Source organism: Paracholeplasma vituli, assembly GCF_025446935.1.
GTDB lineage: Bacteria > Bacillota_I > Bacilli_A > Acholeplasmatales > UBA5453 > Paracholeplasma > Paracholeplasma vituli.
In genome coordinates this window covers 88,927-115,297 of record NZ_JAOEGN010000003.1, presented here as the reverse complement: position 1 = coordinate 115,297, position 26,371 = coordinate 88,927, and the positions used below count along the sequence as shown (strand labels likewise).

The window sequence follows — 26,371 nt, the reverse complement described above, 5'->3', positions numbered from 1 at the left end:
CTCGAGATCTATATTATTAGTAGGCACGTGCAAACAAAATGGTTTGCGTTGCCTTTTTGCCAGTAACTGGGCAAATTTCAGTGATAAGTGGTTCGTTAAGTATAACACGTGCAGTTGCTTGAACATCGGCCTTGATGATGAGTTCGGCTTCTTCGCCTGCAACGCTCATCTTGATATAGCCGCCTTTTTCGATTTGAACTTTAAAATCATCATAGGATGTAGCAGTGAATGTATTGGCATTCACATGTGCCAAGGCTTTTTCATAAAGCTCATCGTGCATCGATTGTAAAACAGTTGGCATGGATTCAACAACGGATTCTAAAGCCACAGTTTGTTTACTGCGGTTGTGTCTAGTCGTTATTGTAATTTGTCCATTTGCTAAATCGCGTGGTCCAATTTCAATACGAACAGGGACACCTTTCATTTCATATTCAGCAAACTTCCAACCAGGTGTACGGTTTGAATCATCTAACTTAACACGGTAGCCGTTGGCTTTTAAGGCTGCGTATAAGTCGTTGGCAGCGGCCATAACTTCTGGCTTTTGGCTTTGAATTGGGATAATCACAATTTGTGTTGGTGCAACAAATGGTGGTAATACCAGTCCTTCATCGTCCCCGTGAACCATAATCACAGCGCCAATCAAACGGGTGGATACACCCCATGAAGTTTGGAATACATTCTTCACTTGATTATCGTTGTCTTGGTATTTAATATCAAAGGCTTTCGCGAAACCATCTCCAAAGTAATGGGAGGTTCCAGATTGTAAGGCTTTACCATCGTGCATCAACGCTTCGATGGCGTAGGTTTCAACAGCCCCAGCGAATTTTTCTTTTTCAGTTTTACGGCCGGTTACGAACGGGATTGCTAATAAATCCTTACCAAGTTTGTTATAAATATCAAGCATATCTAAGGTTTCTGCTCTTGCTTCTGTTTCGGTTCTATGAATGGTATGTCCTTCTTGCCAGAGGAATTCTTTTCCTCTTAAGAATGGGCGCGTGGTTTTTTCCCATCTAACAACCGAACACCATTGGTTATACTTCTTAGGTAAGTCACGGTAAGAAGATACAATCTTTGCATAATGTTGACAAAATAATACTTCTGAGGTTGGACGAATGATGAGTTTTTCCCCTTCATCACCACTTGATGTGGTCATGAATGCTGTTTCTGGGGCGAACCCTTGAACGTGGTCTTTTTCTTTTTGGAATAAAGATTCTGAGATGACCATTGGCATGTAGACATTTTCATGTCCAGTATCTTTAAATTTTTGGTCTAAATACTTTTGAATGTTTTCCCAAATTGCATAGCCATAAGGGCGATAGATAATGAAGCCTTTAGCATCACTGTAATCCATCAATTCTGCTTTTATACATAAATCGGTATACCACTGTGCGAAATCTTTGTCTCGCGCTGTGATGGTTTCAACTAATTTTTTATCCATGATTATTCACCTTTTACGAGTATCGTTTGGTCATCTTGAATGATGACCTTTCTTTCACTATAGAGTCTGCCTAGAGCTCGTTTGAACGCTTTTTTAGATAGCTTAAACGTCTCATAGATGGCATCTTTATCAGAATCCGATGTGAACGGCATTTTACCGCCATTTGCGACTAAATATTCATAGAGCATGTTCGCATCTTGATCCATCATTTTTTCTTTCACTTCAATGAGTGATCCGCTGTATCCACCTTCATGGATACGTGCAATTCTCACATTTGCCATTTCACCTAAACGGTAAACACGACGCATTTGTGTATGGTGAACAAAGACGAGATGTCCTTCTCTGGTCATCATATTTAAACCTTCTTTGCCTACATAGATGACATACGCATCAACATGTTGGTGTAAGTCTAATTTGGTTTCAGGAACTAACGAAATTTCTACTTTATTTAAAGGTTTGGCAACCAAACGATTTTTAAGCTTCAACATACAATATAGGGTGTCACCCTTTTCGGGCCACAGGTTGAAATCGTATGGTAGATAATCTTTTGATACAAGCATGTCCTTAGAAGTGTTGTTTGAGACAAACACCCCAAGTTCATGGTTTACTTCTTTGACGCTCACAAAATCCGCATGACTTACGGTAATTATAGGCGTTGATAATGTCGCTGCTAAGCGCGCTTTCGCATCATAATAAAGGAAAGCCTTGACGCTTTGGTTATCGACTAGGTTTTCGTGATTCGACTCATTAAAGTGTAAAAAGACGTCGTCCGTCCCATCGGTTAACATATACCCAATGTCCGTCTTACGCTTGACCTTTAATGTATTCACTTCTCCAATTTTAATCATGTTATCACATCCTTGTTTATTATATCATACTCAGGCTTCGTTTGGCTTCCGATAATCGATGAAGAACATTGCTGAAAGCGCAATCAGACCACAAAGAATATAGAAGGGGCGATAACCGAACCCATCCGTCATATAACCACCAAAGAGAGTTGTCATCGCTGTGAATAGACTTCTAAAACTTGAGAACACCAAAAGCCCTAATGTGATGTTTCTTGGAGCGACAATTTCTTCAATATACCGAATCGTAATGTAAAGCATTGTTCCCATCGTTAAACTACGAATCAAACTGATGGTTATGTATACAAACAACGGTAAATCAATCCCATAAATGATGAATCTTAAAGCATTCGTCAACACAATAATGACCAGTAACGTTCTGGTTTTGAATCGATAACCATTCGCTGATAGTAGCCATAAAACAAGCATTTCAAATATGATAAAGACGAACATGATGAGACCATATTCATCTGGGGAAACCCCTAACGATTTAAAGTAAATAATTAGGTAGTTGTCACCACCAAATAAAATGCCTAATGTAATAATATAGAAAATGGCAAATAGAATGAACTTCTTGTTTTTCATTAATAACCGTGGTTCACTTTTCACATTGAGTTCGGTATCTGCTGAGATATCTAATGGTAAAATCCATGAGAGCACAACCGCGAATAAAGCAAAGAATACGGCCGCAGTTATGAATGTTTCTTCATACCCCAACTGTGCAATCATCACACCACCAATAATGGTAGATATACCATAGGAGAATGAACCAAATAAACGGATGTTTCCATAGGGGTAATTCGCTTTCTTCCCAAACACCGATGTGTAACTATCTAATAGAACATAAACGGGTTGACCCACAATCGCTAATATAACCACAGCGAGTGCGATAAATTCCGTTTGTTTCATCTGAATTAAGATGATTACAGTGATTGCTTCAATAATCGTGAGAATTCGCATGATGTTGCGATTATCGTTAATATTTCGAGATAGACTACTCCAAATGGGATTCGCAAATAATGCCACTAACGGTAGAATCATTAAAATCCAACCTACTTGATCGTTTGATATCCCCATCGAGTTCAAATAAAGTGCAAAAAAGGGATAGAATAATGCATCCCCGATAAAGCGTACAAAATAGGTTAATTGATACTTGCGAACTTCTTTCACGATATCACCATACCCATTATATCAAAAGGAAAAAAAAAGTGAAAGTTCTTTTCACTTTTTTCTATAGAAAATGCTTACTTATTGAGTATTTGATTGACATCATTATAACGTTTCATCAAACGTTCAGTGACCAAATCAATCATTGGGGTCATGTCTTTTTGTTCTTTGAATACATCAAGTGCTTTAAAATAGGCTTGAATGTGTTCACGGCTAATCGAAATCGGTAAGTAGTCGTTTTTCATGAGTATAAAATTCATCATAAGGCGCGCTAAACGGCCGTTGCCATCCACGAATGGATGAATTTTAGAAATGGATAGGTGTACATAACAAGCCAGTTCAATCGCATCACCTTTAAATTCTTCTAAGTTCATGAAGAATTTTTTCATACGATCATACACTTTAACATGATCTGGTGGCTGGTGAGTCGAACCGATCAGTTGAATGTTGACTTGACGATACAAACCGCCAACCATAATATCTTCTAGGATGATTTGGTGCACATCTTTCAAGAACTCTTCTGTGAGTTCTTTCTTCTCATTAACTGCTTGTTTAATAAAATCAAACGCTCTAACATGGTTTAAAACTTCTTTTTGTTCACGTTCACTACGATCTAATAGACGTCTCGTCTTGATGAGTCTTTCAACTTCTTCATGCGTGATGTGATTATTCCCTTCAAAACCAATCGCTGCACAGGCATTTTCTAATTCGAATGCGGCTTCGATTTGTTGAAGTTCCTCTTTACTCGCTTCTTTAAGTGCAAGCAAGAGGTGTTTCTTCTCTGCTTCTAAAAGGCCTCTTTCCATATTATTTCACTCCCGTTTCTTATACTGTTATTATAACAATAAAAACGCTATCATTCAATGTAAAAAAACAAAAAGACACCAGATCAAAAAAGGATTGGTGTCTTCATTAACTAGATGTGCTGAATCACACGGTTTAAAAACTGTTTTGTACGTTCTTCTTTTGGATGGTTGAAGAAATCTTCTGGATTATTCTCTTCAAGTACAATCCCCTGATCCATAAATAGGATGCGGTCAGATACTTCCTTCGCAAACCCCATTTCATGCGTTACGATTACCATGGTCATCCCTTCGTCACGAAGTGTCTTAATGACAGAAAGGACCTCTCCGACCATTTCTGGATCGAGTGCGGATGTAGGTTCGTCGAATAACATCACTTTAGGTTCCATACAAAGTGCACGTGCAATCGCAACCCTTTGTTTTTGTCCCCCAGATAGTCTTCTGACGTCTTGTTTCATAAAGTCTTTTAATCCGACTTTGGTTAAATATTTGGTTGCTCTTTGTGTGGCTACTTCTTTAGTTAATCCAAGACGTAGCATCGGCGCCATAATGCAATTATCCAAAACATTCTTATTATTGAATAAGTTAAACTGTTGGAAGACCATCCCCATGTGTTCACGGTGTTTATTAATGTCTGTTTTTGGATCCATTAAATCGTTTCCTTCAAAATAAATGTGCCCACTGTCAGGTTCATTTAATAGGTTTAAACAACGAAGTAGGGTGGTCTTCCCAGAACCTGAAGACCCCACTAACGTGATCACTTCTCTCGAATGAACAGTGAGATTGATTTCATTTAGAATGACGCGATCATCAAAACGCTTGGTTAAATTTTCAACTTGAATGATAGGATTCATGCTTTCACCTCTGCGGTTTGGTCTAGTCTTTTGGCCAAGTAATCCACTAACTTAGATGAGATAAAGGTCAAAATGAGGTACAATACCGCTGCAATCATGAAGGATTCATAATAACGGTAGGTAGCCGAAGCGCCTTGTCTTACAGAATAGAATAAATCGACAACTGAGATGACCGAAAGCACAGCTGTGTCTTTTAGGTTAACAACGAATTCATTCCCTACACCCGGTAGAGCGTTCTTAATGGCTTGTGGCCAAATGACTTTACGCATGGCTTGACGATGGCTTAGACCTAACGTTCTAGCGGCCTCCATTTGTCCTGGGTCGACCGCTGTAATCCCCCTCTTAATACTTCTGAAATATAAGCCGTCGTATTGATGGTGACAATGATTAACCCTGCAGGAAGCGGACCCCACCAAGGAAATACCCCAGTGGTTGCTACACCATAGTAAATAATCATCGCTTGGACAATCATCGGTGTTCCTCTAAATACTGTTACATACATAATCGATAGTTGTTTAAAGATGACTTTAAATACTTTGATGTAGACTGGGTCACGTTTTTTATCAACTACAACTACTCTCGCTTGCGTCACGCCCATAGCGAGGATAAATCCGCCGAGGGTTCCCACGACGGATAGTAAAATCGTTACACCTAGACCATACAAAATAATCTTGTAATACGATTGAATGATGTAAATAATCGTACCAAAGAAATCACTTTGTGGTGGTAATGAAGCAAGTAAATCAAACATTATTCAGATTGTCTGCTTAGGGCCGCAAGCATCCACGCATCGCGTGTTTCGGTGGATAAACTTTCTAAAACGCCGTTAATTGCATCTAATAATGCTGCATCTCGTTTGCGTAATGCAACCGCTGTGGTGACATCTTCTTCAGATAATGTAAAACCGTTAGTACCTGAGAAATTCACATATGATAAATTCGAATTGGATTGAACGATTGACATCGCAACCGGTAATTCCGCGATGAATGCATCTGCAACACCACTCAATACCGAATTCGTCAAAGCATTGTAGGAATCGAGTGGGGTTTGATGCAAGGCACCTGTGATTTGTTCGATTAAATCATCTTGAAGTGTACCCAATTGAGCAACAACCTTCGCACCACTAAAATCAGATAATTGTGTCGCGTCCGCATAAGTTGAATTGCTTCTAACGACCATAACTTGTTGAGCACGGTAGTATTCAGTTGAGAAATTCACTGTTTGTTTACGTTCGGAAGTTGGGCTCATACCTGCAATGATTACATCAATTTGACCCGCTTGTAAGGCTGGAATTAAACCATCCCATTCGATCGCTTTGATTTCAAGCACCAAGCCTAGTTCATCTGCGATGTAGGATGCGATTACGACATCATAACCATCGACATAAGCGCCAGGTTGACCTGAAAGTGGCACGGTATAATCGTTGGCTGTTTGTGTAGTCCAGTTATAAGGTGCATAGGCAGCTTCTAATCCCACAACCAGTGTATTGCCTTCTTTAACTTCATAACTTGCATTGCTACAAGCTGTGAGTACGAGGCTGAAAATCAGAGTTAAAACTAAAAACATTCGCTTCATTGTTGAAGACCTCCTAGAATTTTTAACAAAAAAAGCGTCCCATAGGACGCCTTCAACACGAAATAAAAGTTAATTTTACATCGTTAGCGCCTCTACAGTGTATGCTGTAGGAGTGTTATAAGTGTTCCCTATAACCCCATGATCGACCTATGCCTAAGTCCTCATTCGGCGATGGTTACCTTTCGAGTGTGTCTTAGCATGCCTGCTCTACACTGTACTATGATACATCGCTACCTCTAAACTTTTTTTGTTTGAATATAGAATACTCGTAATACTATACAATGTCAACCGAAGAGATGAATAAAAACGTTTTCAAACCCTCTTTAAAAAGAAAAAGGACTGAAATTCAGTCCTTCTGCTTACCTTGTTATTTTAAAATTATAATTTAACAACCTTAGCAGCTTGTGGGCCGCGGTCGCCTTCTTTAACTTCAAATTCAACTTGGTCGCCTTCTGCTAATGCTTTGTAACCATCAGCTTGGATAGCGCTGAAGTGTACAAACACATCTTTGCCTTCTGATGTTGAAATAAAGCCGTAACCTTTTTCAGCATCGAACCATTTAACTTTGCCTGTCATGAAAACTTAACTCCTTACTTGAAAAATTCTGGGTGGTTATTCAACTCACCTAAAGACATTATACACTATGCAATAGTTTAATACAAGGGGTTCGTCTAACTAATTTCAATATCTTTATTTGAGGTTCTAATTTCTTCTTCGCGTAACTTTAAAGTATGAATAATCTCATCGTAAAAGTTTTTATCAATTTTAAACTTTTTATGATATACGATGTAACTCGCAGTGATGAGCAGAATTGGTAGGATAAGCATTGATAACTTTAGATACCAAACCTCAGTCAAACTCACATCTTCTGGTGAAGTTACCTCGGTGATACCGATTAAGACCAATGTTACTCCAATTACCAGCGAAGCCAGAGCTCCCGATAATTTATTCACAAACGGTTGAATTGCGAAACTCACAGATTCATTGCGTTTACCAAACTTGTATTGACCATAATCTACTGTATCCGCTAAAAGGACGAGAATAATCAGTTGTAACATCCCTTGGCCAAAAAACATCAGTATTCCAGCTGCCCCAATCCATAAAATCTGCATTGGTGAAACAAAGAATAGAATATAACCTAATAGAACAAGGACGATAGACGCTGTAAATAACTGTTTACGGGAATACCGTTTTGAAAACCACCGAAATACCACTAACGCAACCATTTGTGATGCGCCAAGAACGATACCAAATACACCATACATGCTTTCGTCTTTATAAGCATACTTGAAAAAGTGAAGCCCAAAATTTGTCGTGATCATATAGCCTGTCATGAATAATGACATTGCGACAGCGGCCCACATCAATTGATCATTTTTAAGGATAATGTTAAACATGTCTCTGATTTTGGTTTGCTCAACTGCGGTATAATGAACCTCAATCTTAGTCCATTTTAACGTAATTAACTGTCCTAAAACCATGATGATGGCACTCAGGATTGCGAATACTGTGAACGCACTTGAGTCCGATAATGCCCATGTATGCTTGAAAAACGATGTGATGGGTACCAAGCCACCGACAACGATAAATACACCCAAATTCGCGAACACTCTTGCCCATGAACCTATTTCTTCACGCTCTTTTTGATTTTGCGTGAGAGCTGGCAACATTGACCAATAGGCAATATCGTTCATCGTGAAAAAGAGTTCCCAGAGTAAATAGGAAAACGTAAAGACCAAAATAAACCCAAAATCACTTAGATTAAAATTGGTAAACATCAAAACTGACGTTAAGGCAGAGCCAATCATACCAATTAAAATCCAGGGTTTAAATTTACCAAAACGACTGCGTGTATTGTCGATAATGACGCCCATAAATGGGTCATTGAAGGCGTCAAAGACACGAATCGATACAATGATTACGGTCAGGATCAATACCATTTTCGCATTTAAATCTAACACATCCGTCAAATAAAACATCAAATACATCGAAATGAGCGTGTAACTCATGTCGCGGCCAATCGTACCCACACCAAAAGATAACCTATTGACTTTAGTCATGTGGAACCTCGATGATGAGGGCTTCATACGGTCTCAACCGTTTCATCTCTATGGGTGGATAATTCCTTAAAAGAATTTCACCATCTAAATTGTAACTATATTTCTTATATTTTGACGTCATATTGAGAATTATCAATACTTTCATATTCTGAGTTTCACGGGTATATACAAACAATCCTCGTCTTTGATAAACAGGTTTAAAGACACCTTCTACGAAAACATCATATTGGTTTCTAATTTTGATGAGTCGTTTATAATAACTCAAAATGGAGTTTCCATCCTCTGTTTGGGTTTCAACATTAATCTTCTTTTGATTATGATTGATTCTTAGCCATGGGGTTCCTGTTGAGAAACCGCCTTTAGCATCCCATTGCATCGGGCTTCTTGCGTTATCACGAGAGACATTTTTAATCATACGCCAGCGATAAAACCTCGGGAATAAAAGCTTTTTACTGAGCGCCCAAATATTTTTCGTTTCAACATCTTTATAATCATCGATAGATTTATAATCGACATTCATCATCCCAATTTCTTGACCTTGATAGATGAATGGAGACCCTTTAAGGGTGAGTAACAATGTCGAAAGCATCTTCGCACTTTCTTTGTGGTAGTGATTTGACCCATAGCGTGAAACGCTTCTTGGCTGATCGTGATTTTCTAAATAGATCGCATTCCATGGGATGGATTGTTGCCACTTCGTAAGGATTTTGCTAAATTTATTGGGTTTAAAACTGCGTTTAAACCATTTAACTAAAAACTGATCGGCATCCATATGTTCAAAACTAAAGAGCATATCAAGTTCTTTAGAATCGCCCTCGCCCAATAAATCATTTGCTAATTTGGTATCAACCATGACGGTTTCACCTACTAAAAAAGCCCCATAAGGTTCGATGATTTCTTTGCGGATGCGTCTTAAAATTTCATGGTTTTTTGGTGTAGAGTGGTAGTGTTCTAACCCTTTTAGAATCAATCTTGGTCTACCATCAACTAAGGTTTTTTTAGACATTACATTGACCACATCACATCTGAATCCTTTAATACCTTTGTCTAACCAAAATCGAATAATCTTTTTGAACTCTTCATACATATTCGGGTGATCCCAATTTAAGTCCGGTTGATTGGGTGCGAATAGATGTAAATAATAGGTGCCATCTGGATTTTGGCTCCATGCCTTACCACCAAAGAAACTCGTCCAGTTATTTGGTAATTTTTTGCCTCTACCTGGACGATGATAATAGTAATCACGATATGGGCTATCCGGATCTAACGAAGCTTTAAACCACGCATGTTCACTCGAGGTGTGATTCATCACCAAATCCATGATGAAATAAATACCGCGTTTTTTACCTTCTTTAATCAGTTTTTCCATATCTGCCATGGTTCCGTATTCGGGATTAATCGATAAATAATCGCTGATATCGTACCCATAATCGACATTTGGTGAAGCATACACAGGTGATAACCAAACGTAATTAACCCCTAGTGAGGCCAAATAGTCGAGTTTCTGAATAATACCAGGAATATCCCCAATCCCATCACCATTGGAATCGTTGAAACTTCGTGGATAAATTTGATAGAAAACACCTTTTTGGAATGCTTGCATAATATCCCACCTTTTCTTTCCATTATACATGAAAAAAAGATGATAGTAACTTTTTAGTGTCTACTAACATCTTAACATTTCAATTGGGTAACTTTATTCAAATTGTGAAATATATAATTTTTGATAAAAGCCTTGTTTTTGAATTAAATCATCGTGTTTACCTTGTTCAACAATATTACCATCTTTGATGACTAATATTAAATCAGCATTTTGAATAGTCGATAATCGATGCGCGATGACAAATGTGGTTTTGTTTTCCATGAGGTGTAACATCGCTTGTTGAATGTGGATTTCGGTTTGGGTATCCACGTTTGAGGTTGCTTCATCCAAAATCAACATCTTGGTCTTTGAAAGCATCGCTCTCGCAATGACCAAGAGTTGCTTTTGACCCTTAGAAATATTGAGACCTTCATCGGTCAGTTCAGTATCGTAACCATTGGGTAAGGCTTCTATAAAATGATGAATCTTCGCCCGTTTCGCTGCTTCAATGATTTCGTCGCGGGTTACATCGCCATTACCATACGCAATGTTATCGGCGATTGATCCGGTGAATAACCACGTATCTTGAAGAACCATCGAGAACGCTTTTCTGAGTGAGGTTCTTGTATACGTTTGAATGTTCTTACCATCCGCCAGGATTTCTCCCGAATCGACATCGTAAAAACGCATCAATAAATTAACAAGTGTAGTTTTACCAGCACCAGTTGGGCCAACAATCGCGACGACTTGCCCATGTTGTGCTTTGAAGCTTAAATTTTGAATGATTGGGTTTTTTTTATCGTATGAGAAATTCACTTGATTAAATACGATTTCACCCGATACATCCTCGTAGGCTTCTGCATCCTTTAAATCAGCAACCTCTTCTTTTAAATCAATCAATCCAAAGACACGTTCAGCCGCAGCTAGTGCACTTTGAATATCCGCTAGAATGCTACTCATTTGATTGATTGGACCAGAAAAACGACGGGAGTAAAGTGTGAAACTGGTAAGTTTACCTAAATCGATTTGCCCTCTAAAATAGAGTAACCCCCCAAATACCCCGACCAAGGTAACCGATAAGTTTGAGATAAAGTTGACAGTAGGACCTACCATTGTAGAATAGTAACCTGCTTTATAGGAAGCATCCGATGCTTCATCGTTAATCGCATCAAATCGGTTTAATACAGCTGATTCAGACACATAAGACTGAACAGTTTTTTGACCTGTAATCATTTCTTCTGCATAGCCATTGAGTTCGCCTAACTTCGCATTTCTCAAACGGTATTTCTTTTTGACAATACCGGATAAGGTTTTAGTAAATAGAAACGATAACGGAATGGTAATTAGGAATACTAAAGATAGGATAGGTGACATAATCAACATCATGATAAACGATATCACAACGGTAATTATCGATGTAAAAATCGATATTACATCGGTTGCTAATGAGGTATTGATCGTATCGATATCATAAGAAATCTTCGAAATAATATCCCCGGTTTGGTTATTATCGAAGAATGATACAGGGACTTTATTGAGTTTATCAAAGACATCGTTTCTCATTTTATAGACGACACTTTGACTGATTCGAACCATCGCGATGGAAAGTGTATAGTTCAAAATCGAACTTATTAAATAGAATACAACCATCAACGACGCATACAAGAATACTTGATCAAAATCAACGCCATTTTCCATCGCTGAGATGGTTCTACCAGTTAAAAATGGACCAATCAAGGATAACAAGTTCGCAACAATTGTGAGGAATATGGCCAATATGAGTCGCCATTTATAGAATGTTAAATAATCCCATAAACGCTTAATGACGTATTTTCGGTTCTTGGCTTTTTGTGACCCATCGTTTTTACCACGAGGTTGTTTGCCTGCATACATCATAAAGTTGCACCTCCCATTTGGTGTTTCGCCAGTAATTGGTAGGTATCTGAGGTTTTTAAGAGTTCTTCGTGTGTGCCTTTAGCAATAATTCTCCCCTCATCCATGACTAAGATGAGATCGGCTTCTTTTAGACTCGATATGCGTTGGGCAATTATTATTTTGGTTGTATGAGCCATGGTTTCATTGAGTTTCTTACGTAATTTCATATCAGTTTGATAATCGAGTGCTGACGAGGCATCGTCTGGTATCAGAATGTCTGGTTTGCCTGCAATTGCTCTTGCGATTAGGATGCGCTGTTTTTGACCACCCGATAAGTTCATCCCACGGGTTGCCATCATCGCTTCATAAGCGTCTTCACGTTCATATATGAATTCTGCTTGAGCAATTTTCGTCGCCATTTCAACGTCATACTTTTCAATTTGATTACGATTAAACTGAATATTTTGGTAGATAGATTCCGAAAAAATCAAGTCTTGTTGTAGAACAAGTCCAATTTTACTTCTTAAATCTTTGACTTTGAGGTCTTGAATCGGTGTACCATAATAACGGATTTGTCCTTCGGTCGTATCGTAAAAACGCATCAGTAAATTCACAAGTGTGGTTTTACCTGACCCAGTTGAGCCGATGATGCCAAGGGTTTGACCTTCATAAATTTCAAAACTGATGTCTTCGATGTTATACTTTTGTTTATTATAAGAAAACGACACGTGGTCAAAAGCAATATGCGGTTTCTCAGTATCTTTAACGATTTCTAAAGTCCCATCTTTAATATCGGTAGGTGCATTTAAAATCTCATCAATACGTGCACCGGAAGCTTGAGCTCTGGATAACATTACGAAAACACGTGTGATGGACATCATTGCGTTAAGAATAATTGTAAAATACGTAACAAACGCGGTGATATCACCTTTTTGAACATGGCCTTCATTGAGACGGAACGCGCCAAATACCAACACCAAAACCAACCCTAAGTTAACGATGGTATTCATCAGTGGATTGATGGTAGCCATCGTGATGTGTGCTTTAAGTTCGCCTTTAATAGCGTTTTTGTTATCTTCGTCAAAACGTGCTTTTTCGTGTTCGCTCATCGATAGTGCTTTAATGACACGAGCACCTGTGATGAACTCACGTACCGTTCTAACCAAACGGTCTACACGTGTTTGAATTTCTTTATATAATGGAATCCCTTTTTTAGAGATTGTATAAACGACTAATCCTATAAATGGTAGTGTCGCAATCATCACTAAAGTTAAAACAGGGTCAACTAAAAACGACATAAAAATCCCACCAATTAAAAGTACTGGAGCTCTTACGCCTAAGCGTTGGACCCCACCGGTGGAGTTATATAGATTATACGTATCGGTCGTCATTCTTGAAATCAAGGATGGTCTGGTAAACTGATCGATTTGAGCGGAGGACAAACTTTCGATTTTTTCAAAGACTTGGTGTCTTAAACCTCGGATTGCTTCAGCGGAGATTCTTTCAGCGGTTCTATTCGCATACACGTTCATTAACCACCCTGCAAGCGCGATTAACAACATGTAAATTCCCACTTCATAGATGGGCCAAACGTTGCCAATTAACGTGTTTGGGATGACGTCATCGATCATATACGCGATTAAAAATGGTAAAAAAAGGTCTGTCATGGACCCGAGCATTTTTAAGGTTAATGATACCGTCAGTGTGCGCCAAAACGGCTTTAGTAGTTCAATGATTTTTTTCATAAAAACACTTCCTGTAATTATATTATCACATTTGGGTTGTTTTTTTATTTTTAATTTTGTATAATAACTTTGCTGCTATGAATAGCCCTCATAGTTAAATGGTATAACGCAGCCATGGTAAGGCTGTATTGCAAGTTCGATTCTCGCTGAGGGCACCATTATGAACACATAAACTCCATCTAATGGAGTTTTTTTTCGTCAAAAAAGTCACTACTTGTTTTAAAAGTAGTGACAAGGAGAGCTGTCCCAATCATTATGACCCTGAAGCACAGCTAGATAAACCTAGTAGAAGAATCGCTGTCGTGAGGATAATGTAACTGATGGGACTGAATAGAATGCCAAAGATGGTCTTTAAAACATTGAGTTTGAAAATATATTTCTTCTTTTGGATAGCATAAAAGATGAGTAATGCTATACCTATTATTACGTGCGCGTAATGGTATTGTAAATAGATTACAGCCAGTGAAACGAGTGCTTCGGGTGCTGGGGTCGCCGTACGGGTGAATAAAATGCCTAATAAGAACAGTAATATGCTCAGTCCAATCATACCTAAGGATGTGTAAAAATAAATATTTTGTAGACGGGTAGTTTGTGTTTGAGGTTCACGAGTCATACGAATGCCCCCTTTATAGCACATTATATATTACTTTGAACTTCAATATACTTATTAAGCCTAAGAAAAAAGACAGATTTTAAAAATCTGGCTTTTTGCTAAATAATCAGATGATTTTTTAACAAAATTCGATATAATCTGTCTTTTTATTCGATTTATTTATGTAGGATTAAGACCATTTCTCGGAGTGTCTTCACAGCGACCGCTGTGGAAGCACCGGATGGGTCTAGGTAAGGGTTGAGTTCTACGAAGTCAGCACCAACGATGTTGTTAAGGCCTTCAAATAGGTCAAACGCTTTAAGTAAATCTTTGTATTGCATCCCACCTGGTTCTGGGGTACCTGTTCCAGGGAACACACCTGGGTCAAGAACATCTAAGTCAATCGTGATATAAACGGGTTTATCTTTTAATTTTTGAATGGTTTCAGCTAATCCTTCAAAATCAAACTTTCTTAGAAAAGTATTCCCACTGGCTGCCCAATCGAATTCGTGTTTATCTCCGGAACGAATACCAAATTGATAAATTCTACCAGGGCCAAGAACATCAAAACAACGTCTGAGTACGGTTGCGTGTGAGAGTTTTCTACCGAAGAACTCATCACGCAGGTCCGTGTGCGCGTCTAAATGAATCATATGTAAATCTGGATACTTTTCAGCAACCGCCTTTACCACTGGAAGGGTCACTAAATGTTCGCCGCCAACCATCATAGGTTTCTTGTTGTCCTTAAGGATTTGTTTTGTGGTGTCGTAAATGACCTCTAATGCATCTTCAACCGCACCAATTGGTAAGTCTAGATCACCAATATCACAGGTTGGGTAATCTTTTAAACTCATTTCGCGATACGGTGAATACCATTCAATCCCAAATGAATCTACGCGAATGGCGTTCCCCGCAAAACGTGTCCCTGGACGATAGGATGTTGTCGCATCCATTGGACATGAATAGATAACAACACTCGCGTCATCGTATTCGGATTTACAACTTTGAAATGATAAATCTACTTTCTTAAAGCTCATCTGAGTCCTCCCATTTATGCCAATTCTCTTTATCGATTACTTTTACATAACCGTTATTTAATTCACTAAATATGACTGAACCACTTTGTTGATAAAAATCCAAATCTTCTAAGAATTGAGTATTGATTACTTCACCTGGAATTAAGAGTGGAATGCCAGGTGGGTAAATCATAATGGATTCTGCTGATATCTCATTTTCAGAGTCAGCGAGTGGGACAATTTTGTGTGGTGCATGATACGCTTCACGTGGTCTAACATAGGTCTCAGGAAAATTGTAATGAAACTTAATCTTTGGTAAGGTTTGGTTCTGTTCATAGTTTTCATCTGAGATGGTTTTTAAAGCTTGATAGAGTCGATCTAAATCCGATTTGGTGGTTGCGATGGTGATAATGGCTAATACCAGATAAGTTTCAGCAAGTTCTAATTGAATATTGAAACGGTCTTTAAGCGTTCTATAAATATCAAATCCAGATATCCCCATTTCAGCTACTTTGATGACCAACTTGGTCGAATCAAAACCAAAGTCAAACCCACGTTTTAAAGCATAGGTTTCATCGATGATTTCAACACCTGGAATACTATTTAACTTAGGAACCATCTTTTCACGCATCTTAAGTACTTTCTTGATACCTGCTTCGCCTTCAAAATACATTTGCTTGCGTGCGACATCTAAGCTTGCAAGCAATACTGCAGAAGGTGAGGTGGATTGAATCATATTAAGAGTGGATTGAATCTTTGCGTTATCGATTCGATTTCCTTTGGTGAGTAATATCGAACTTTGTGTCAAGGATACCCCTGTTTTGTGCATCGAGGTTGCTGCAACATCCGCACCAGCTGCCATCGCACTTTGTGGCAACAAGTTTGAAAAATAAAACTGTGCACCGTGGGCTTCATCGCACATGACAATCATATCTTTAGTATGGGCATAGTCGACAATGTTTTTTAAATCGGAAACGACCCCAAAATAGGTCGGATTGATGACAAACACGGCTTTCGCATCCGGATTGTCATCGATGGCTTTTTTCATATTGGCTAAACTAACACCATTTGCGATACCAAGGTTATTATCGATATCTGGTCTAACAAACACAGGGATCGCTCCACTGAATATCAAGGCATTAATAACGCTCTTATGAACATTTCTAGGTAAAATGATTTTTTCCTTCGCAGAAACGGTTGCCATAATCATCGCGATGATTCCAGCGGTAGTTCCTGAAGTTAAGAAATAAGCTTTATCTGCAGAAAAGGCTTCGGCCGCTAAGGCTTGAGCTTCTTTAATGACACCTGTGGGTTTACTTAAAGTATCGAGTCCTCTTGGCGCATTCGCGTCGAGTTGATATAAACCTTTACCTGTAAAAGCGGATAGATCATTGGGAAGTCTGCCTAATTTATGTCCTGGAACATCAAAAGGCACGACATCCGATTCACCATAGTCTTTTAACTTGGTAAAGAAGGGTGTTTTTTCTTGATTCAAATTCTTCAATACATTCACATCCTTTCAGTTTATATAATAGCATAATGAATGCTTATTGGAGAAAAAAAAGCCTACTATGGCTTTAAAAAATATTCATACAACCAAAGAAAACTAAGTACAACCATCCCAAAACCAAGTAATGAGAGCGACCATTTTTCAAAAGTATCGATTTTTTTGTGTTTTGTATAGGTAATGACTGCAAAAACGAGTGCAGAAACCATCATCCCCACGATGATTATTACACCGATACCTGAGGCTGTACCCAACGAACGATTTAGTATTTCACGACATAAAACCGTTGATAATAGTAAAACCACAGATAATAATAAAGCCATGACTGAAAGGTTCAAATGGACCTTTTTTAACATTAAATTTGTTTTCATATCTTTCCCCTGCACTATGATAATAGCACATTTCCATGCTGATTCAATCTGTTTTTAGTGTTATAATAAAAGAAGGTGATGTTGATGAAGAAAAGGTACCGCTTCTTAATCCTATTTATATTTTTAATAGGTTTATTTTTTTTAATGGAATGGATTTTCCCAAATTACCTCACAAATTGGCTCAAGGGATTTATTCAAATTCCATTTTATGGACATGTGATTCTCTTTTTCGGAACGTTTTTCGGTGTTGTTCTACTTCATGAACTCGCCCATGCACTTGCCTTTGTTATACGTAGTGTTTCATTAAAGGTCATCATGGTATTGTGCTTTATTTTCTATAAATCAGACCGTTGGCATGTCGCTATAGATTTCAAACTACTCGCTTTGGGTGGTGGGATCGTAATGCCACACTTTAGTGAAATCAAGGTTCAATCAGATTTAGTTCAATATCAAAACTCAACCGCTTATAGTCTCATATTCGCACCTACATTTACGATTGTATTTTCATTGGTTCTATTTATTATAAATATAGTTTTCTTCCACCAAACAGCCTGGTTAACAGTTATGAACCTATATGTTTTGTTATTCAGTCTCATCTTCACCTATACTTCTACGCTTCAAGCGTCGGGTATGTACGGAGATTTCGTCGCCTATAAGAAAGTAAAAACGGATCCTGTGTTTGGGTTATCGGTGATTTCTCAATTTGTCGATGAAGTTTCAGATTATCATATTGGATTATTACAAGAAGCATTAAAAGGCCGTCCTTTATACGATTTTAACCTCGATGTACTTAATTTTTATGGGCTACTATTAGAAAAAGGGATTTACGATGATGAGGCACCGGATGTATTTTTATTAGAAAAAACAAAAGTGCTTGCCAGACAGCACCATACGATTAGACGCATTCTTAGAAATCATCAACTTTATGTATTAATTGAGCTTGTTATTGGCTATTTGTATCGTTGTAATGAGGATGATTTGGTAGAGCAAGTACTTGTATTATTTGAATTTGAATTAAATGACAGCAAACTCAAAACATCGACCAAAGATCACTATTCTAAACAGATACGTCACTTAATTGGTTTATCCGATGAAAGTGATTTTTTGAATACAGAGCACGATTTTAGTACAGGACTCATTGATGACATCTTATCCCATCTACCTGAGTATAGTTTGGAAGAAAAGAACCGTAACAAACCTATTGTACGTTTTGAAAAAAAGGAAACAATTCATCTTGATAACAAAGAACCGTTGTGATATAATTCTTCTTGCCGGTCCGGTGGTGTAGTGGTTAACATGCCAGTCTGTCACACTGGAGATCGCGGGTTCAATTCCCGTCCGGACCGCCACTATCCAACTATAAGGTTTTTTGCGTCGTTAGCTCAACTGGATAGAGCATCTGACTTCGGATCAGAGGGTTGAGGGTTCAAATCCTTTACGACGCGCCATTTAATTATATCGGGAAGTAGCTTAGCTTGGTAGAGCGCCTGGTTTGGGACCAGGAGGTCGCAGGTTCAAATCCTGTCTTCCCGACCATCATAAAAAATACTAAAAAAATAGTTGACAAGAACTATCAATCTTGTTATTATAGTAATGCTGTGGGCGTAATATAATGGTTAATATACGTGCTTGCCAAGCATGAGATGGGGGTTCGATTCCCCTCGCCCGCTCCAAAAAAAATAAATTTAGAACTCATTAGAGTTCTTTTTTTTCGCTTTGTATCGACCTTTATCAAAAAAAACCACTTTGAAGTGGTTTCGATCGTTAGTCAATTTTTCGATATGAGGACAAGTTCAGAAGATAGATAATCATCACAACTAAAACAATGATTTCAGAGATGGTACGGAAATGATATGAAAATGACATCGGTTTGTCTTCTACTATTGATACCATATAATTAATCGGTGTAACGATGTATTTCGTAATCAATAACATTGCTGTAATCTTACGAGACCCTAACAATAAGGCAAGGATTGCTAGGAATAAACTGTTCATCGCAGCAATCATGTTGTTGAACATCAAGACTTGGATTAGCGCAACACTTAGGAATAGCACATCGATGTTACGCAATTTAGGTTTGATGGTGTATCCATTTAATGTGAGTGAAATCAGCATCAGTAGGATGAAAAGTCCAATTAAGAAATGGATGATGGTTCTAACACTAAAAGCATTGGTTCCGTTTAAGAACTGTAGAATCATCTCAAACATATTTGCAATACTGTTGGGATAGAAAATCATCAAGAGTATCATCAAGGAGATAATACTGTATCCTTTAAATTGTGCATAGATTGCGATAATACCAAATAAGAACAGCGGTGAATACTCAATAAAAAAATCAATAACGCCTTGTTGTGTATCAAATGCGCTCACGAGCCCAGCTAAGATTAGTATAGTAACTATTACCACACCAACACTTTCGGTCATGATCGATTTTAAGTTTTTAATAAACTGCATAAAATCACCTCGTTAGATTTATTTTAAGGGATACCGTAAAAGATGTAAAGATTTATTGAATTAATTCAACTTCATGGAATCTAACTTTCGCTAATAAGAATGCTTCTAAATCAAATAAAATATGGAACAAAATAGCACGTTCTTCAAACTCTTGTCGATTGAGTGGCAAGGGTTTTTCTTTAAAGGTATCTCTGAGTTGATTTAATTGAATCATTAAAAGAGAGGCCATATTTGCTTTACCAATTCTTGGAGCGAAGGTTTGAATAAAATTCAGGATGTCTTGTTTATATTCGGTAACTGAAACGCGTTTAAGGTCTGTTTCAATCATTTGTAAGTAACTAACCTGTTCTTTACGCATCGTTACATAAGAGATGTTTAAATTGCGTTTAGGAAGTAGTTTGTTCATCGATTCATTACGGATTGTATGGGTCGCTTCATCAATCAATTTCAGGATGGGTCCAAAGTTTACTGAACCCCTAGATCCAATTTCGACAATCAAATCCCTTAATGCTTCATCAATTGCATGTATTTCGGCTTCGATGGCTGCGCTTTTATTGGGCATAAACAAGTTGAGGAGAATGGCGATAACAACACCTATCCATAATATGTATAATGCATTTATTCCTAACATCCAATCCGATTGTGCCAAAATATGTGACATCAATACGGAGGATACGACGATACCATCTTCGATTTTAAAGATAAACGCAAGTGGAATAAATATCAATAAAGACAGGATGAACACTGGTAATGTATACCCAAGTAATAACATCAGCCCTATCGTGATTGCTAGTCCTAGTGTGGAAGCGATGATACGCTTGACCCCAATACGAATCGATTGTTGCTTGGTTGGCTGAATCGAAAGAATCACAATGATCCCTGAAGTTACACTGTACGTAAGGTTCAATAAATCTGCAATCAAGATAGCTAAAAGAGCCCCTATTACCATTTTCGCAGCTTGGAAAATCCACGGTTTCATAAGAATCAACTCCTAACATCATTATATCTTATATTTATATAAATAAGCGGTTAGATACTAAAAGAAAGAATCCAGCATCATTTGCCGGATTCACGAAGTTCTTTGAATGTTTCGAATGAAGATTCAATAAATGCATCATCAAAAGGTTTAATGCGATTTTTGACCATGTGGATTAATACATCCATTTCTCTAGCTAAAATTTCTTTGATTTCATTCGGATATCGGAATTTCAACTGATGTTTTTGATACTCGTCTTCATCCAAAATTTTGAATGTACCGTCACGAGATACTCGTATATCCAAATCGTAGTCAATGTATTTTACGGCCTCACCATCGTAAAGATAAGGACTGGATAAATTGCAGTAATAATAAATCCCATCTGGTTTAATCATACCAATGACATTGAACCATTGATTTCTGAAAAAGTAACAAATGGCAGGTTCTTTAGTCATCCAATTTCTGCCATCAGACTCTATCGCACGTGTTTTAAAGTTTCCTAATACAAGACAGTCGTCTGTTTGATTAATCACGGTAGCACTACGCCAAATTCGATGTAAAGCTTTGTTATGCTTATAGCTGTGAATTTGGACAGTGTCACCAACCTTGAGTGGTTTCATAGAAACACCTCCCTAATTGCGAATATTATATCACGAGTTTTTAAATCATAGACAACTTTTATAAAGATAACCCCAAATATGCCCTTATGTATAAAGCTATGCTTACTTTTTGATAAATACTACTCAAATGATAAGACCCGAAAAACGTTAAGAAAACCTATAGTTTAAGGTCAAGTTATGTGACGATCAACCGTTTCCACACCATATTAGTTATTAGATTTAGGCTATATTTTTATGTATATTGTATAGTTTATAGTATCGCTTTAAATGCATTATATTAATTTTTATACAAAAAAACGGCTTTATTAAGCCGTTAATTAGTTAATGGTGCGGACAATGAGATTTGAACTCACACAGCCTTTAAGCCACATGCCCCTCAAACATGCGCGTCTACCGTTCCGCCATATCCGCAAATTAAAGGGTATAAGTAAATTATACCCATTTTAAACTTTATTCAACTGCAACGATATAAGCGTAGATATCTTGTTTACCGTTGATGACTTCGATTTCTAGATCTTCATTCAAGGATTGAATGTACTTCTTGATTTCTTTAACTTCATCTTCGTTGACATCTTTACCATAGAATAGAGTTACAATTTCTGAGGTTTCTTTAATGATTTGATCTAGTAAGCCTTGAAGTGCAGAAACACGGTCTGGAAGGGATACAACAATCTTGCCTTTAGTAATACCGATGAAATCACCTTTCGCAATCTTGACACCGTTCATTTCGGTATCTCTGACTGAATAAGTTAATTCCCCTGTAGTCATATTGCCTACAATTTCGGACATTGCTTCGACGTTATCATCGAGTTCTTGAGTGTTATCGAATACCATCAATGAAGCATACCCTTGACCAATACTCTTTGTTTTCAAAACACGGATGTTTTGATCTTCACAGAGTGCAAGTGTTTGTTCAGCTGATAGGATTACGTTAGAGTTATTAGGTAAAATGATAATATTTTCTGCATTTACAGCTTTAACTGCATTGATAAACTCCTCTGTAGGTGGGTTCATCGTTTGACCACCGTCGATGATATAATCAACGCCAAGTTCTTTAAATGCTTGTTTAATGCCCTCACCGAAACAAACTGCAATGATGCCATATTTTGATCTTTGTTCTTTTACAGGTTGGAAACTATTTTCTTGTTTATTTTCATGGTTATGGTCATGGTCATGTTCGTGAATACTTTCAACAACAGCACCATGTTGAAGTCTCATATTTTCGACTTTCATGGTTTGCAAATCACCATATTTTTGACCTAAAGTGATGGCTACACCTGGTTGATTGGTATGAACGTGAACTTTAACAAGTTCTTCATCTTGAACCAATACTAAGGAATCCCCCATTTGTAATAAAGTATTTCTTAGTACATCTTGATCAAAATCATTTTGATTATGCAGTTTGACAATAAATTCTGTGCAATAGCCGAATTCGATATTGAAATCTTCGATATTTTGACCTTTGAAGCCTTCTTCATGATGAACTTCGTTAGCCACTTCTTGTTGTAAGGTAAGTGTACGGCCTTGAGCAGCTAATAACATACCTTCAATAATCTTGATAAAACCAGCGCCTCCTGAATCGACAACGCCTGCTTGTTTCAATACAGGTAATAATTCTGGTGTACGATCTAAAGACGCTTTAGCGGACGTTAAATAACAGTTTAATACATCTTCAACAGACTTCAACGTCTTACGTTCTCTTAATACGTGTTCTGCAGCTTCTCTGACGACAGTTAAAATTGTACCTTCAACTGGGGTCATAACTGCGCGGTAAGCCATTTGGTAACCACCAACTAACGCTGTGATGAATTCATCAACAGTAGCTGATCCGTTCTTGATTTTAGCGATTTCAGAATAAACGCCACGGAAAAATTGGGACAAGATAACACCTGAGTTACCTCTCGCGCCCATTAGTAAACCGCGTGATAAAATTTTTGACACGTCTACGATAGATTTGGAATCTAGGTTCGAAACCTCTTTGATCCCTGCCATCATAGTCATTTGCATGTTCGTGCCTGTATCGCCATCCGGAACCGGAAATACGTTTAAGTGATTAATTTCTTGGTGATTGTTCTTTAGGTTAATTGCACCGTTGGTTACCATCTTTTTAAATAGTGAACCACTGATAGTGTTTGCCATTATAATCCTCCTGATAATTAAATGACTGGTTATTTAATTGTTCGATATATATATGGTCTCGTGTGAGATAGAGTCAATTTAATGTGTTATTTTTAGGCTTTTTCAGTATATCATGTTTACTTTGAATATGCAAGTATACAAGATACAACGCTATTATAACACATCTCACCAAAAAATAAACCCCCATCTTGTTTGACTAAATTCTTACTTTTCACTGGACAAAATAAAATAATCCTTTATAATAATATAAGTAGTCACAAATACGCACGAAAAAGGCTAAAACCAGTTGCTTTTTATTTTTGAGTATGGTATAGTTTTAATGCGCGAAGTAAAGGAGTGAAACTATGGCAAAATGTTATGTAACAGGTAAGGGTACGACTTTTGGTAATGCAAGAAGCCACGCCTTAAATGCGACTAGACGTACATGGAAAGTTAACCTACAAACCGTTCGAATCATTGATGAAGATGGAAATGTTAAAAAGGTTAAAGTTTCTGCACGTGCACTTAAAAAAGGTACACTTACAAGAGCTTAAAAAAATAAGGCCGAACGCCTTTTTTTTTATGTTTTTATGACTTGTCTTTAGATTGTATTAAAAGGATTAGTCCTTGATGAACTTCTAAGGATGCAATCCTGATAATTTCATTCGATAATCCCAGTGGATTAAAGCGATTTAAGGCATAATTGAATAGTGGATATTTAACATTTTTGAGTGTGATTAGACTGTCTTCAATTGGAAAAACAGACAAGTAATCATACTCTTTTTTTTCGATTGAATACAATCCAGGTTTCTTAATTGAAATGTGATTAAACCCATCTAAAATCGCTAAAGATGGGTATCTAAGTAACATCATCAGATTCGCGATAAAATGGTCCTTGCGAGCCCCTTCAGTACCCCCAATAAGAATCACTTCATTGGATTTATTAAAGGCGATTTCAAGGGCTTTGGCAGTATCAGAATCATCCTTAATCGGATTAAGCTTAATAACTTCACCTTTAAGTAATTCGGTGTTTTCCAAAGAGTCAAAGTCCCCAACTGCGAGCTGGTAATCAATCCCTTGTTTGGATAGAGCATCTACGGCACCATCCACAGCAATAATATAGTAATCTTCAACTGTTATGATTTTTCTAATATCTTCCGGTACTGTCGGACTGATTATCGCGATTTTCATCTTAAAGCCTCTATAGTTGCATTTCTGTCTTTAGAGTTAAATACATAAGAACCGACTACAGCGATATCAACCCCTGCTTCTTTAGCTAACTTGGCCGTTTGTCCATTGATTCCACCATCGATTTCAATGAGGTAATGATATTTATATGCTCTTCTAATTTCTACTAGTTTTCTTACCTTATCGAGTTGGTCTTCCATAAATTTTTGACCCCCGAATCCAGGTTCTACAGACATCACCAATACCAAATCTACTTGATCCAAAAATGGAAAAATTTCATCTAGTTTTGTTTTTGGCTTTAAGGTAATTCCAGCTTTAACACCAGAAGCTTTAATTCGATTAATCGATTCTTGAACTTTATTCGCTTCTACGTGAACCGTAATTATGGATGAGCCGATTTCAACAAATTGATCAATGAAGTCCAGTGGATTTTGAATCATCAAGTGGGTATCTAACGGAATTTTTGTAAGGTGTTTTATACCGCTTAGAACATGCGGACCAAAGGAGATATTTGGAACTAAATGACCATCCATCACATCTAAGTGTAGATAGTCTGATTTTGAGATGGTTTCAATTTCCGAACCTAGTTGATTGAAGTTCGCTGTTAAGATGGATGGGGCTATGAACATTTAGTATACCTCTTTCTTATTTTTGATTTCTTCATAATATTTAGTATAGTTTTCATACCTAGACTTTAGAATGTTTGGATTGTCTTTTACCGCACAACCAGGTTCATGAATGTGAACACACTTATTACCAAACTTGCAGTTTTGACTATAGGATTCAAATTCAATAAAGTAATTCTTCAGTAATGTCGCATCAAATAAATCCAGTTCTAGTTTTGAAAACCCTGGCGTATCTGCAATCATACCACCTGCATACGCATAAAGTTCTGTATGTCTTGTAGTGTGTTTACCACGGCCTAAAGCTTTCGATATCTCTTGGGTTTTTATTCCTAAATCTGGCATTAAAGCATTCAAAAACGTCGATTTTCCTGCTCCGGTTTGTCCAGCTAAAACAGATATCTTATCCTTAAAAATGTCTTCTAAGGTGTCAAATCCGATTTTCTGTTTTGAATTCACATAGTGGACTTTATAACCAATTTGACTGTAGTAAGCCAAGTCCTTTTGAATGGCTTTAAAACTATCAGGGTCAATCAAGTCAATCTTTGAAACAATAATAATCGGTTTAATATTGGCTTTTTCGATTAGGATTAGAAATTGATCTAATAAGTTAAAACTGAAGGTTGGATTGATGGCTGCATTTAGAATCAATACTTGATCCACATTCGCAACATCCGGTCGAGTGAGTTCATTTTTTCTCGGTTCAATTTTCCGTATTAAGTGGTTTACATCGGTATCGTCGTATAACACGATATCGCCAACCTTCGGACTCACTTGAATGGTTTTTACTTCAAGTTTCGTCTTTTTAGTGATGGATTTATTGAATGAGGACGATTCATCTAGCTTTTGATAACGCAAAATACCACTCGGCTTTGCTTGAATGGTTGTTTTGGTTTCAAGGTCTATAATCTCGTAGAGACCTCCGATTAGTTTAATGATTTGACCCTTTTTCAACGGTAACC

26 protein-coding genes and 6 tRNA genes are annotated in these 26,371 nt (G+C 37.5%); 7 read left to right on the top strand and 25 right to left on the bottom strand.

Annotated features, from left to right (window positions below):
* Window positions 1-16 precede the first annotated feature (16 nt).
* The 13 genes from proS to N7603_RS02450 form a co-directional block, all read right to left on the bottom strand.
* Window positions 17-1,441, bottom strand: coding sequence for a proline--tRNA ligase (gene proS, locus N7603_RS02510; protein WP_262095813.1), 1,425 nt, complete (start codon window positions 1,439-1,441; stop codon window positions 17-19).
* Window positions 1,441-2,286: a S1-like domain-containing RNA-binding protein gene (locus tag N7603_RS02505; RefSeq protein ID WP_262095753.1), complete on the bottom strand. Its 846-nt coding sequence runs from the start codon at window positions 2,284-2,286 to the stop codon at window positions 1,441-1,443. Before N7603_RS02505 ends, proS begins: the two co-directional genes overlap by 1 nt.
* Before the next feature lie 30 nt (window positions 2,287-2,316).
* The gene (locus N7603_RS02500) at window positions 2,317-3,453 is read right to left on the bottom strand and encodes an MFS transporter (protein WP_262095752.1); all 1,137 of its coding nucleotides are present in this window, start codon (window positions 3,451-3,453) and stop codon (window positions 2,317-2,319) included.
* Window positions 3,454-3,527: 74 nt separating this feature from the next.
* Window positions 3,528-4,256 (bottom strand): Fic family protein, encoded by a 729-nt coding sequence (locus N7603_RS02495; protein ID WP_262095751.1) that lies wholly within the window; start codon window positions 4,254-4,256, stop codon window positions 3,528-3,530.
* 110 nt (window positions 4,257-4,366) lie between these two features.
* On the bottom strand, window positions 4,367-5,107 hold the full coding sequence (locus N7603_RS02490; RefSeq protein ID WP_305071958.1) for an amino acid ABC transporter ATP-binding protein: 741 nt from the start codon (window positions 5,105-5,107) through the stop codon (window positions 4,367-4,369).
* Window positions 5,104-5,418: an ABC transporter permease subunit gene (locus tag N7603_RS02485; RefSeq protein WP_262095750.1), complete on the bottom strand. Its 315-nt coding sequence runs from the start codon at window positions 5,416-5,418 to the stop codon at window positions 5,104-5,106. The genes N7603_RS02490 and N7603_RS02485 overlap by 4 nt, the downstream gene beginning before the upstream one ends.
* A complete protein-coding gene (locus N7603_RS02480) occupies window positions 5,397-5,858 on the bottom strand; it encodes an ABC transporter permease subunit (RefSeq protein WP_262095749.1) in 462 nt (153 codons plus the stop codon). Before N7603_RS02480 ends, N7603_RS02485 begins: the two co-directional genes overlap by 22 nt.
* Entirely contained in the window at window positions 5,858-6,682 is an 825-nt protein-coding gene (locus N7603_RS02475; RefSeq protein WP_262095748.1) for a transporter substrate-binding domain-containing protein, read from the bottom strand. The genes N7603_RS02480 and N7603_RS02475 overlap by 1 nt, the downstream gene beginning before the upstream one ends.
* A gap of 378 nt (window positions 6,683-7,060) precedes the next feature.
* The gene (locus N7603_RS02470; protein WP_262095747.1) at window positions 7,061-7,258 is read right to left on the bottom strand and encodes a cold shock domain-containing protein; all 198 of its coding nucleotides are present in this window, start codon (window positions 7,256-7,258) and stop codon (window positions 7,061-7,063) included.
* A gap of 95 nt (window positions 7,259-7,353) precedes the next feature.
* On the bottom strand, window positions 7,354-8,742 hold the full coding sequence (locus tag N7603_RS02465; protein ID WP_262095745.1) for a glycoside-pentoside-hexuronide (GPH):cation symporter: 1,389 nt from the start codon (window positions 8,740-8,742) through the stop codon (window positions 7,354-7,356).
* Window positions 8,735-10,345, bottom strand: coding sequence for an alpha-glucosidase (locus N7603_RS02460; protein ID WP_262095744.1), 1,611 nt, complete (start codon window positions 10,343-10,345; stop codon window positions 8,735-8,737). The genes N7603_RS02465 and N7603_RS02460 overlap by 8 nt, the downstream gene beginning before the upstream one ends.
* A gap of 93 nt (window positions 10,346-10,438) precedes the next feature.
* Complete coding sequence (locus N7603_RS02455) at window positions 10,439-12,220, bottom strand: ABC transporter ATP-binding protein (protein WP_262095743.1); 1,782 nt, start codon at window positions 12,218-12,220, stop codon at window positions 10,439-10,441.
* Complete coding sequence (locus N7603_RS02450) at window positions 12,217-13,944, bottom strand: ABC transporter ATP-binding protein (protein WP_262095742.1); 1,728 nt, start codon at window positions 13,942-13,944, stop codon at window positions 12,217-12,219. The genes N7603_RS02455 and N7603_RS02450 overlap by 4 nt, the downstream gene beginning before the upstream one ends.
* A gap of 84 nt (window positions 13,945-14,028) precedes the next feature.
* Here N7603_RS02450 and N7603_RS02445 point away from each other — a divergent pair.
* Window positions 14,029-14,102, top strand: a tRNA-Thr gene (locus N7603_RS02445).
* 95 nt (window positions 14,103-14,197) lie between these two features.
* On the opposite strand, the gene N7603_RS02440 is transcribed toward N7603_RS02445, so the two are convergent.
* From N7603_RS02440 to N7603_RS02425, 4 genes are all read right to left on the bottom strand, one after another.
* Entirely contained in the window at window positions 14,198-14,557 is a 360-nt protein-coding gene (locus tag N7603_RS02440) for a hypothetical protein (protein WP_262095741.1), read from the bottom strand.
* Between the two features lie 155 nt (window positions 14,558-14,712).
* The gene (gene speB, locus N7603_RS02435) at window positions 14,713-15,573 is read right to left on the bottom strand and encodes an agmatinase (RefSeq protein ID WP_262095740.1); all 861 of its coding nucleotides are present in this window, start codon (window positions 15,571-15,573) and stop codon (window positions 14,713-14,715) included.
* Window positions 15,563-17,056, bottom strand: a complete 1,494-nt coding sequence (locus tag N7603_RS02430) for an aminotransferase class I/II-fold pyridoxal phosphate-dependent enzyme (protein WP_262095739.1) — start codon at window positions 17,054-17,056, stop codon at window positions 15,563-15,565. Before N7603_RS02430 ends, speB begins: the two co-directional genes overlap by 11 nt.
* Window positions 17,057-17,121: 65 nt before the next feature.
* Window positions 17,122-17,430, bottom strand: a complete 309-nt coding sequence (locus tag N7603_RS02425; RefSeq protein WP_262095738.1) for a hypothetical protein — start codon at window positions 17,428-17,430, stop codon at window positions 17,122-17,124.
* 84 nt (window positions 17,431-17,514) lie between these two features.
* Here N7603_RS02425 and N7603_RS02420 point away from each other — a divergent pair, with 84 nt between their 5' ends.
* The 5 genes from N7603_RS02420 to N7603_RS02400 all read left to right on the top strand — a co-directional run bounded on the left by N7603_RS02420 (window position 17,515) and on the right by N7603_RS02400 (window position 19,103).
* A complete protein-coding gene (locus N7603_RS02420; protein ID WP_262095737.1) occupies window positions 17,515-18,687 on the top strand; it encodes a hypothetical protein in 1,173 nt (390 codons plus the stop codon).
* Window positions 18,688-18,703: 16 nt separating this feature from the next.
* Window positions 18,704-18,779, top strand: a tRNA-Asp gene (locus N7603_RS02415).
* A 22-nt stretch (window positions 18,780-18,801) separates the two neighbouring features.
* Window positions 18,802-18,878: transfer RNA gene (locus tag N7603_RS02410), tRNA-Arg, on the top strand.
* A gap of 11 nt (window positions 18,879-18,889) precedes the next feature.
* Window positions 18,890-18,966 (top strand) — tRNA-Pro (locus N7603_RS02405).
* Window positions 18,967-19,028: 62 nt separating this feature from the next.
* Window positions 19,029-19,103 (top strand) — tRNA-Gly (locus tag N7603_RS02400).
* 91 nt (window positions 19,104-19,194) lie between these two features.
* On the opposite strand, the gene N7603_RS02395 is transcribed toward N7603_RS02400, so the two are convergent.
* The 5 genes from N7603_RS02395 to fakA form a co-directional block, all read right to left on the bottom strand.
* Complete coding sequence (locus N7603_RS02395) at window positions 19,195-19,884, bottom strand: hypothetical protein (RefSeq protein ID WP_262095736.1); 690 nt, start codon at window positions 19,882-19,884, stop codon at window positions 19,195-19,197.
* Window positions 19,885-19,936: 52 nt separating this feature from the next.
* Window positions 19,937-20,863 (bottom strand): aromatic acid exporter family protein, encoded by a 927-nt coding sequence (locus tag N7603_RS02390; protein WP_262095735.1) that lies wholly within the window; start codon window positions 20,861-20,863, stop codon window positions 19,937-19,939.
* Between the two features lie 77 nt (window positions 20,864-20,940).
* Window positions 20,941-21,480, bottom strand: a complete 540-nt coding sequence (locus N7603_RS02385; RefSeq protein WP_262095734.1) for a DUF402 domain-containing protein — start codon at window positions 21,478-21,480, stop codon at window positions 20,941-20,943.
* Between the two features lie 325 nt (window positions 21,481-21,805).
* A tRNA-Leu gene (locus tag N7603_RS02380) sits at window positions 21,806-21,891 on the bottom strand.
* Window positions 21,892-21,930: 39 nt separating this feature from the next.
* Window positions 21,931-23,619, bottom strand: a complete 1,689-nt coding sequence (gene fakA, locus N7603_RS02375) for a DAK2 domain-containing protein (RefSeq protein ID WP_262095733.1) — start codon at window positions 23,617-23,619, stop codon at window positions 21,931-21,933.
* 344 nt (window positions 23,620-23,963) lie between these two features.
* Between fakA and rpmB the strand changes: the two genes are divergently transcribed.
* Window positions 23,964-24,152, top strand: a complete 189-nt coding sequence (rpmB, locus tag N7603_RS02370; protein ID WP_262095732.1) for a 50S ribosomal protein L28 — start codon at window positions 23,964-23,966, stop codon at window positions 24,150-24,152.
* A gap of 34 nt (window positions 24,153-24,186) precedes the next feature.
* Here the strand turns inward: rpmB and N7603_RS02365 are convergent, their stop codons facing one another.
* From N7603_RS02365 to rsgA, 3 genes are read right to left on the bottom strand one after another with little or no spacing between them, the layout of a single operon-like run.
* Window positions 24,187-24,789 carry a thiamine diphosphokinase gene (locus tag N7603_RS02365; RefSeq protein WP_262095731.1) on the bottom strand — a complete coding sequence of 201 codons (603 nt, stop codon included), beginning with the start codon at window positions 24,787-24,789 and terminating at the stop codon, window positions 24,187-24,189.
* On the bottom strand, window positions 24,786-25,415 hold the full coding sequence (rpe, locus tag N7603_RS02360) for a ribulose-phosphate 3-epimerase (RefSeq protein WP_262095730.1): 630 nt from the start codon (window positions 25,413-25,415) through the stop codon (window positions 24,786-24,788). Before rpe ends, N7603_RS02365 begins: the two co-directional genes overlap by 4 nt.
* Window positions 25,416-26,363, bottom strand: coding sequence for a ribosome small subunit-dependent GTPase A (gene rsgA, locus N7603_RS02355; RefSeq protein WP_262095729.1), 948 nt, complete (start codon window positions 26,361-26,363; stop codon window positions 25,416-25,418).
* Between the last annotated feature and the right edge of the window lie 8 nt (window positions 26,364-26,371).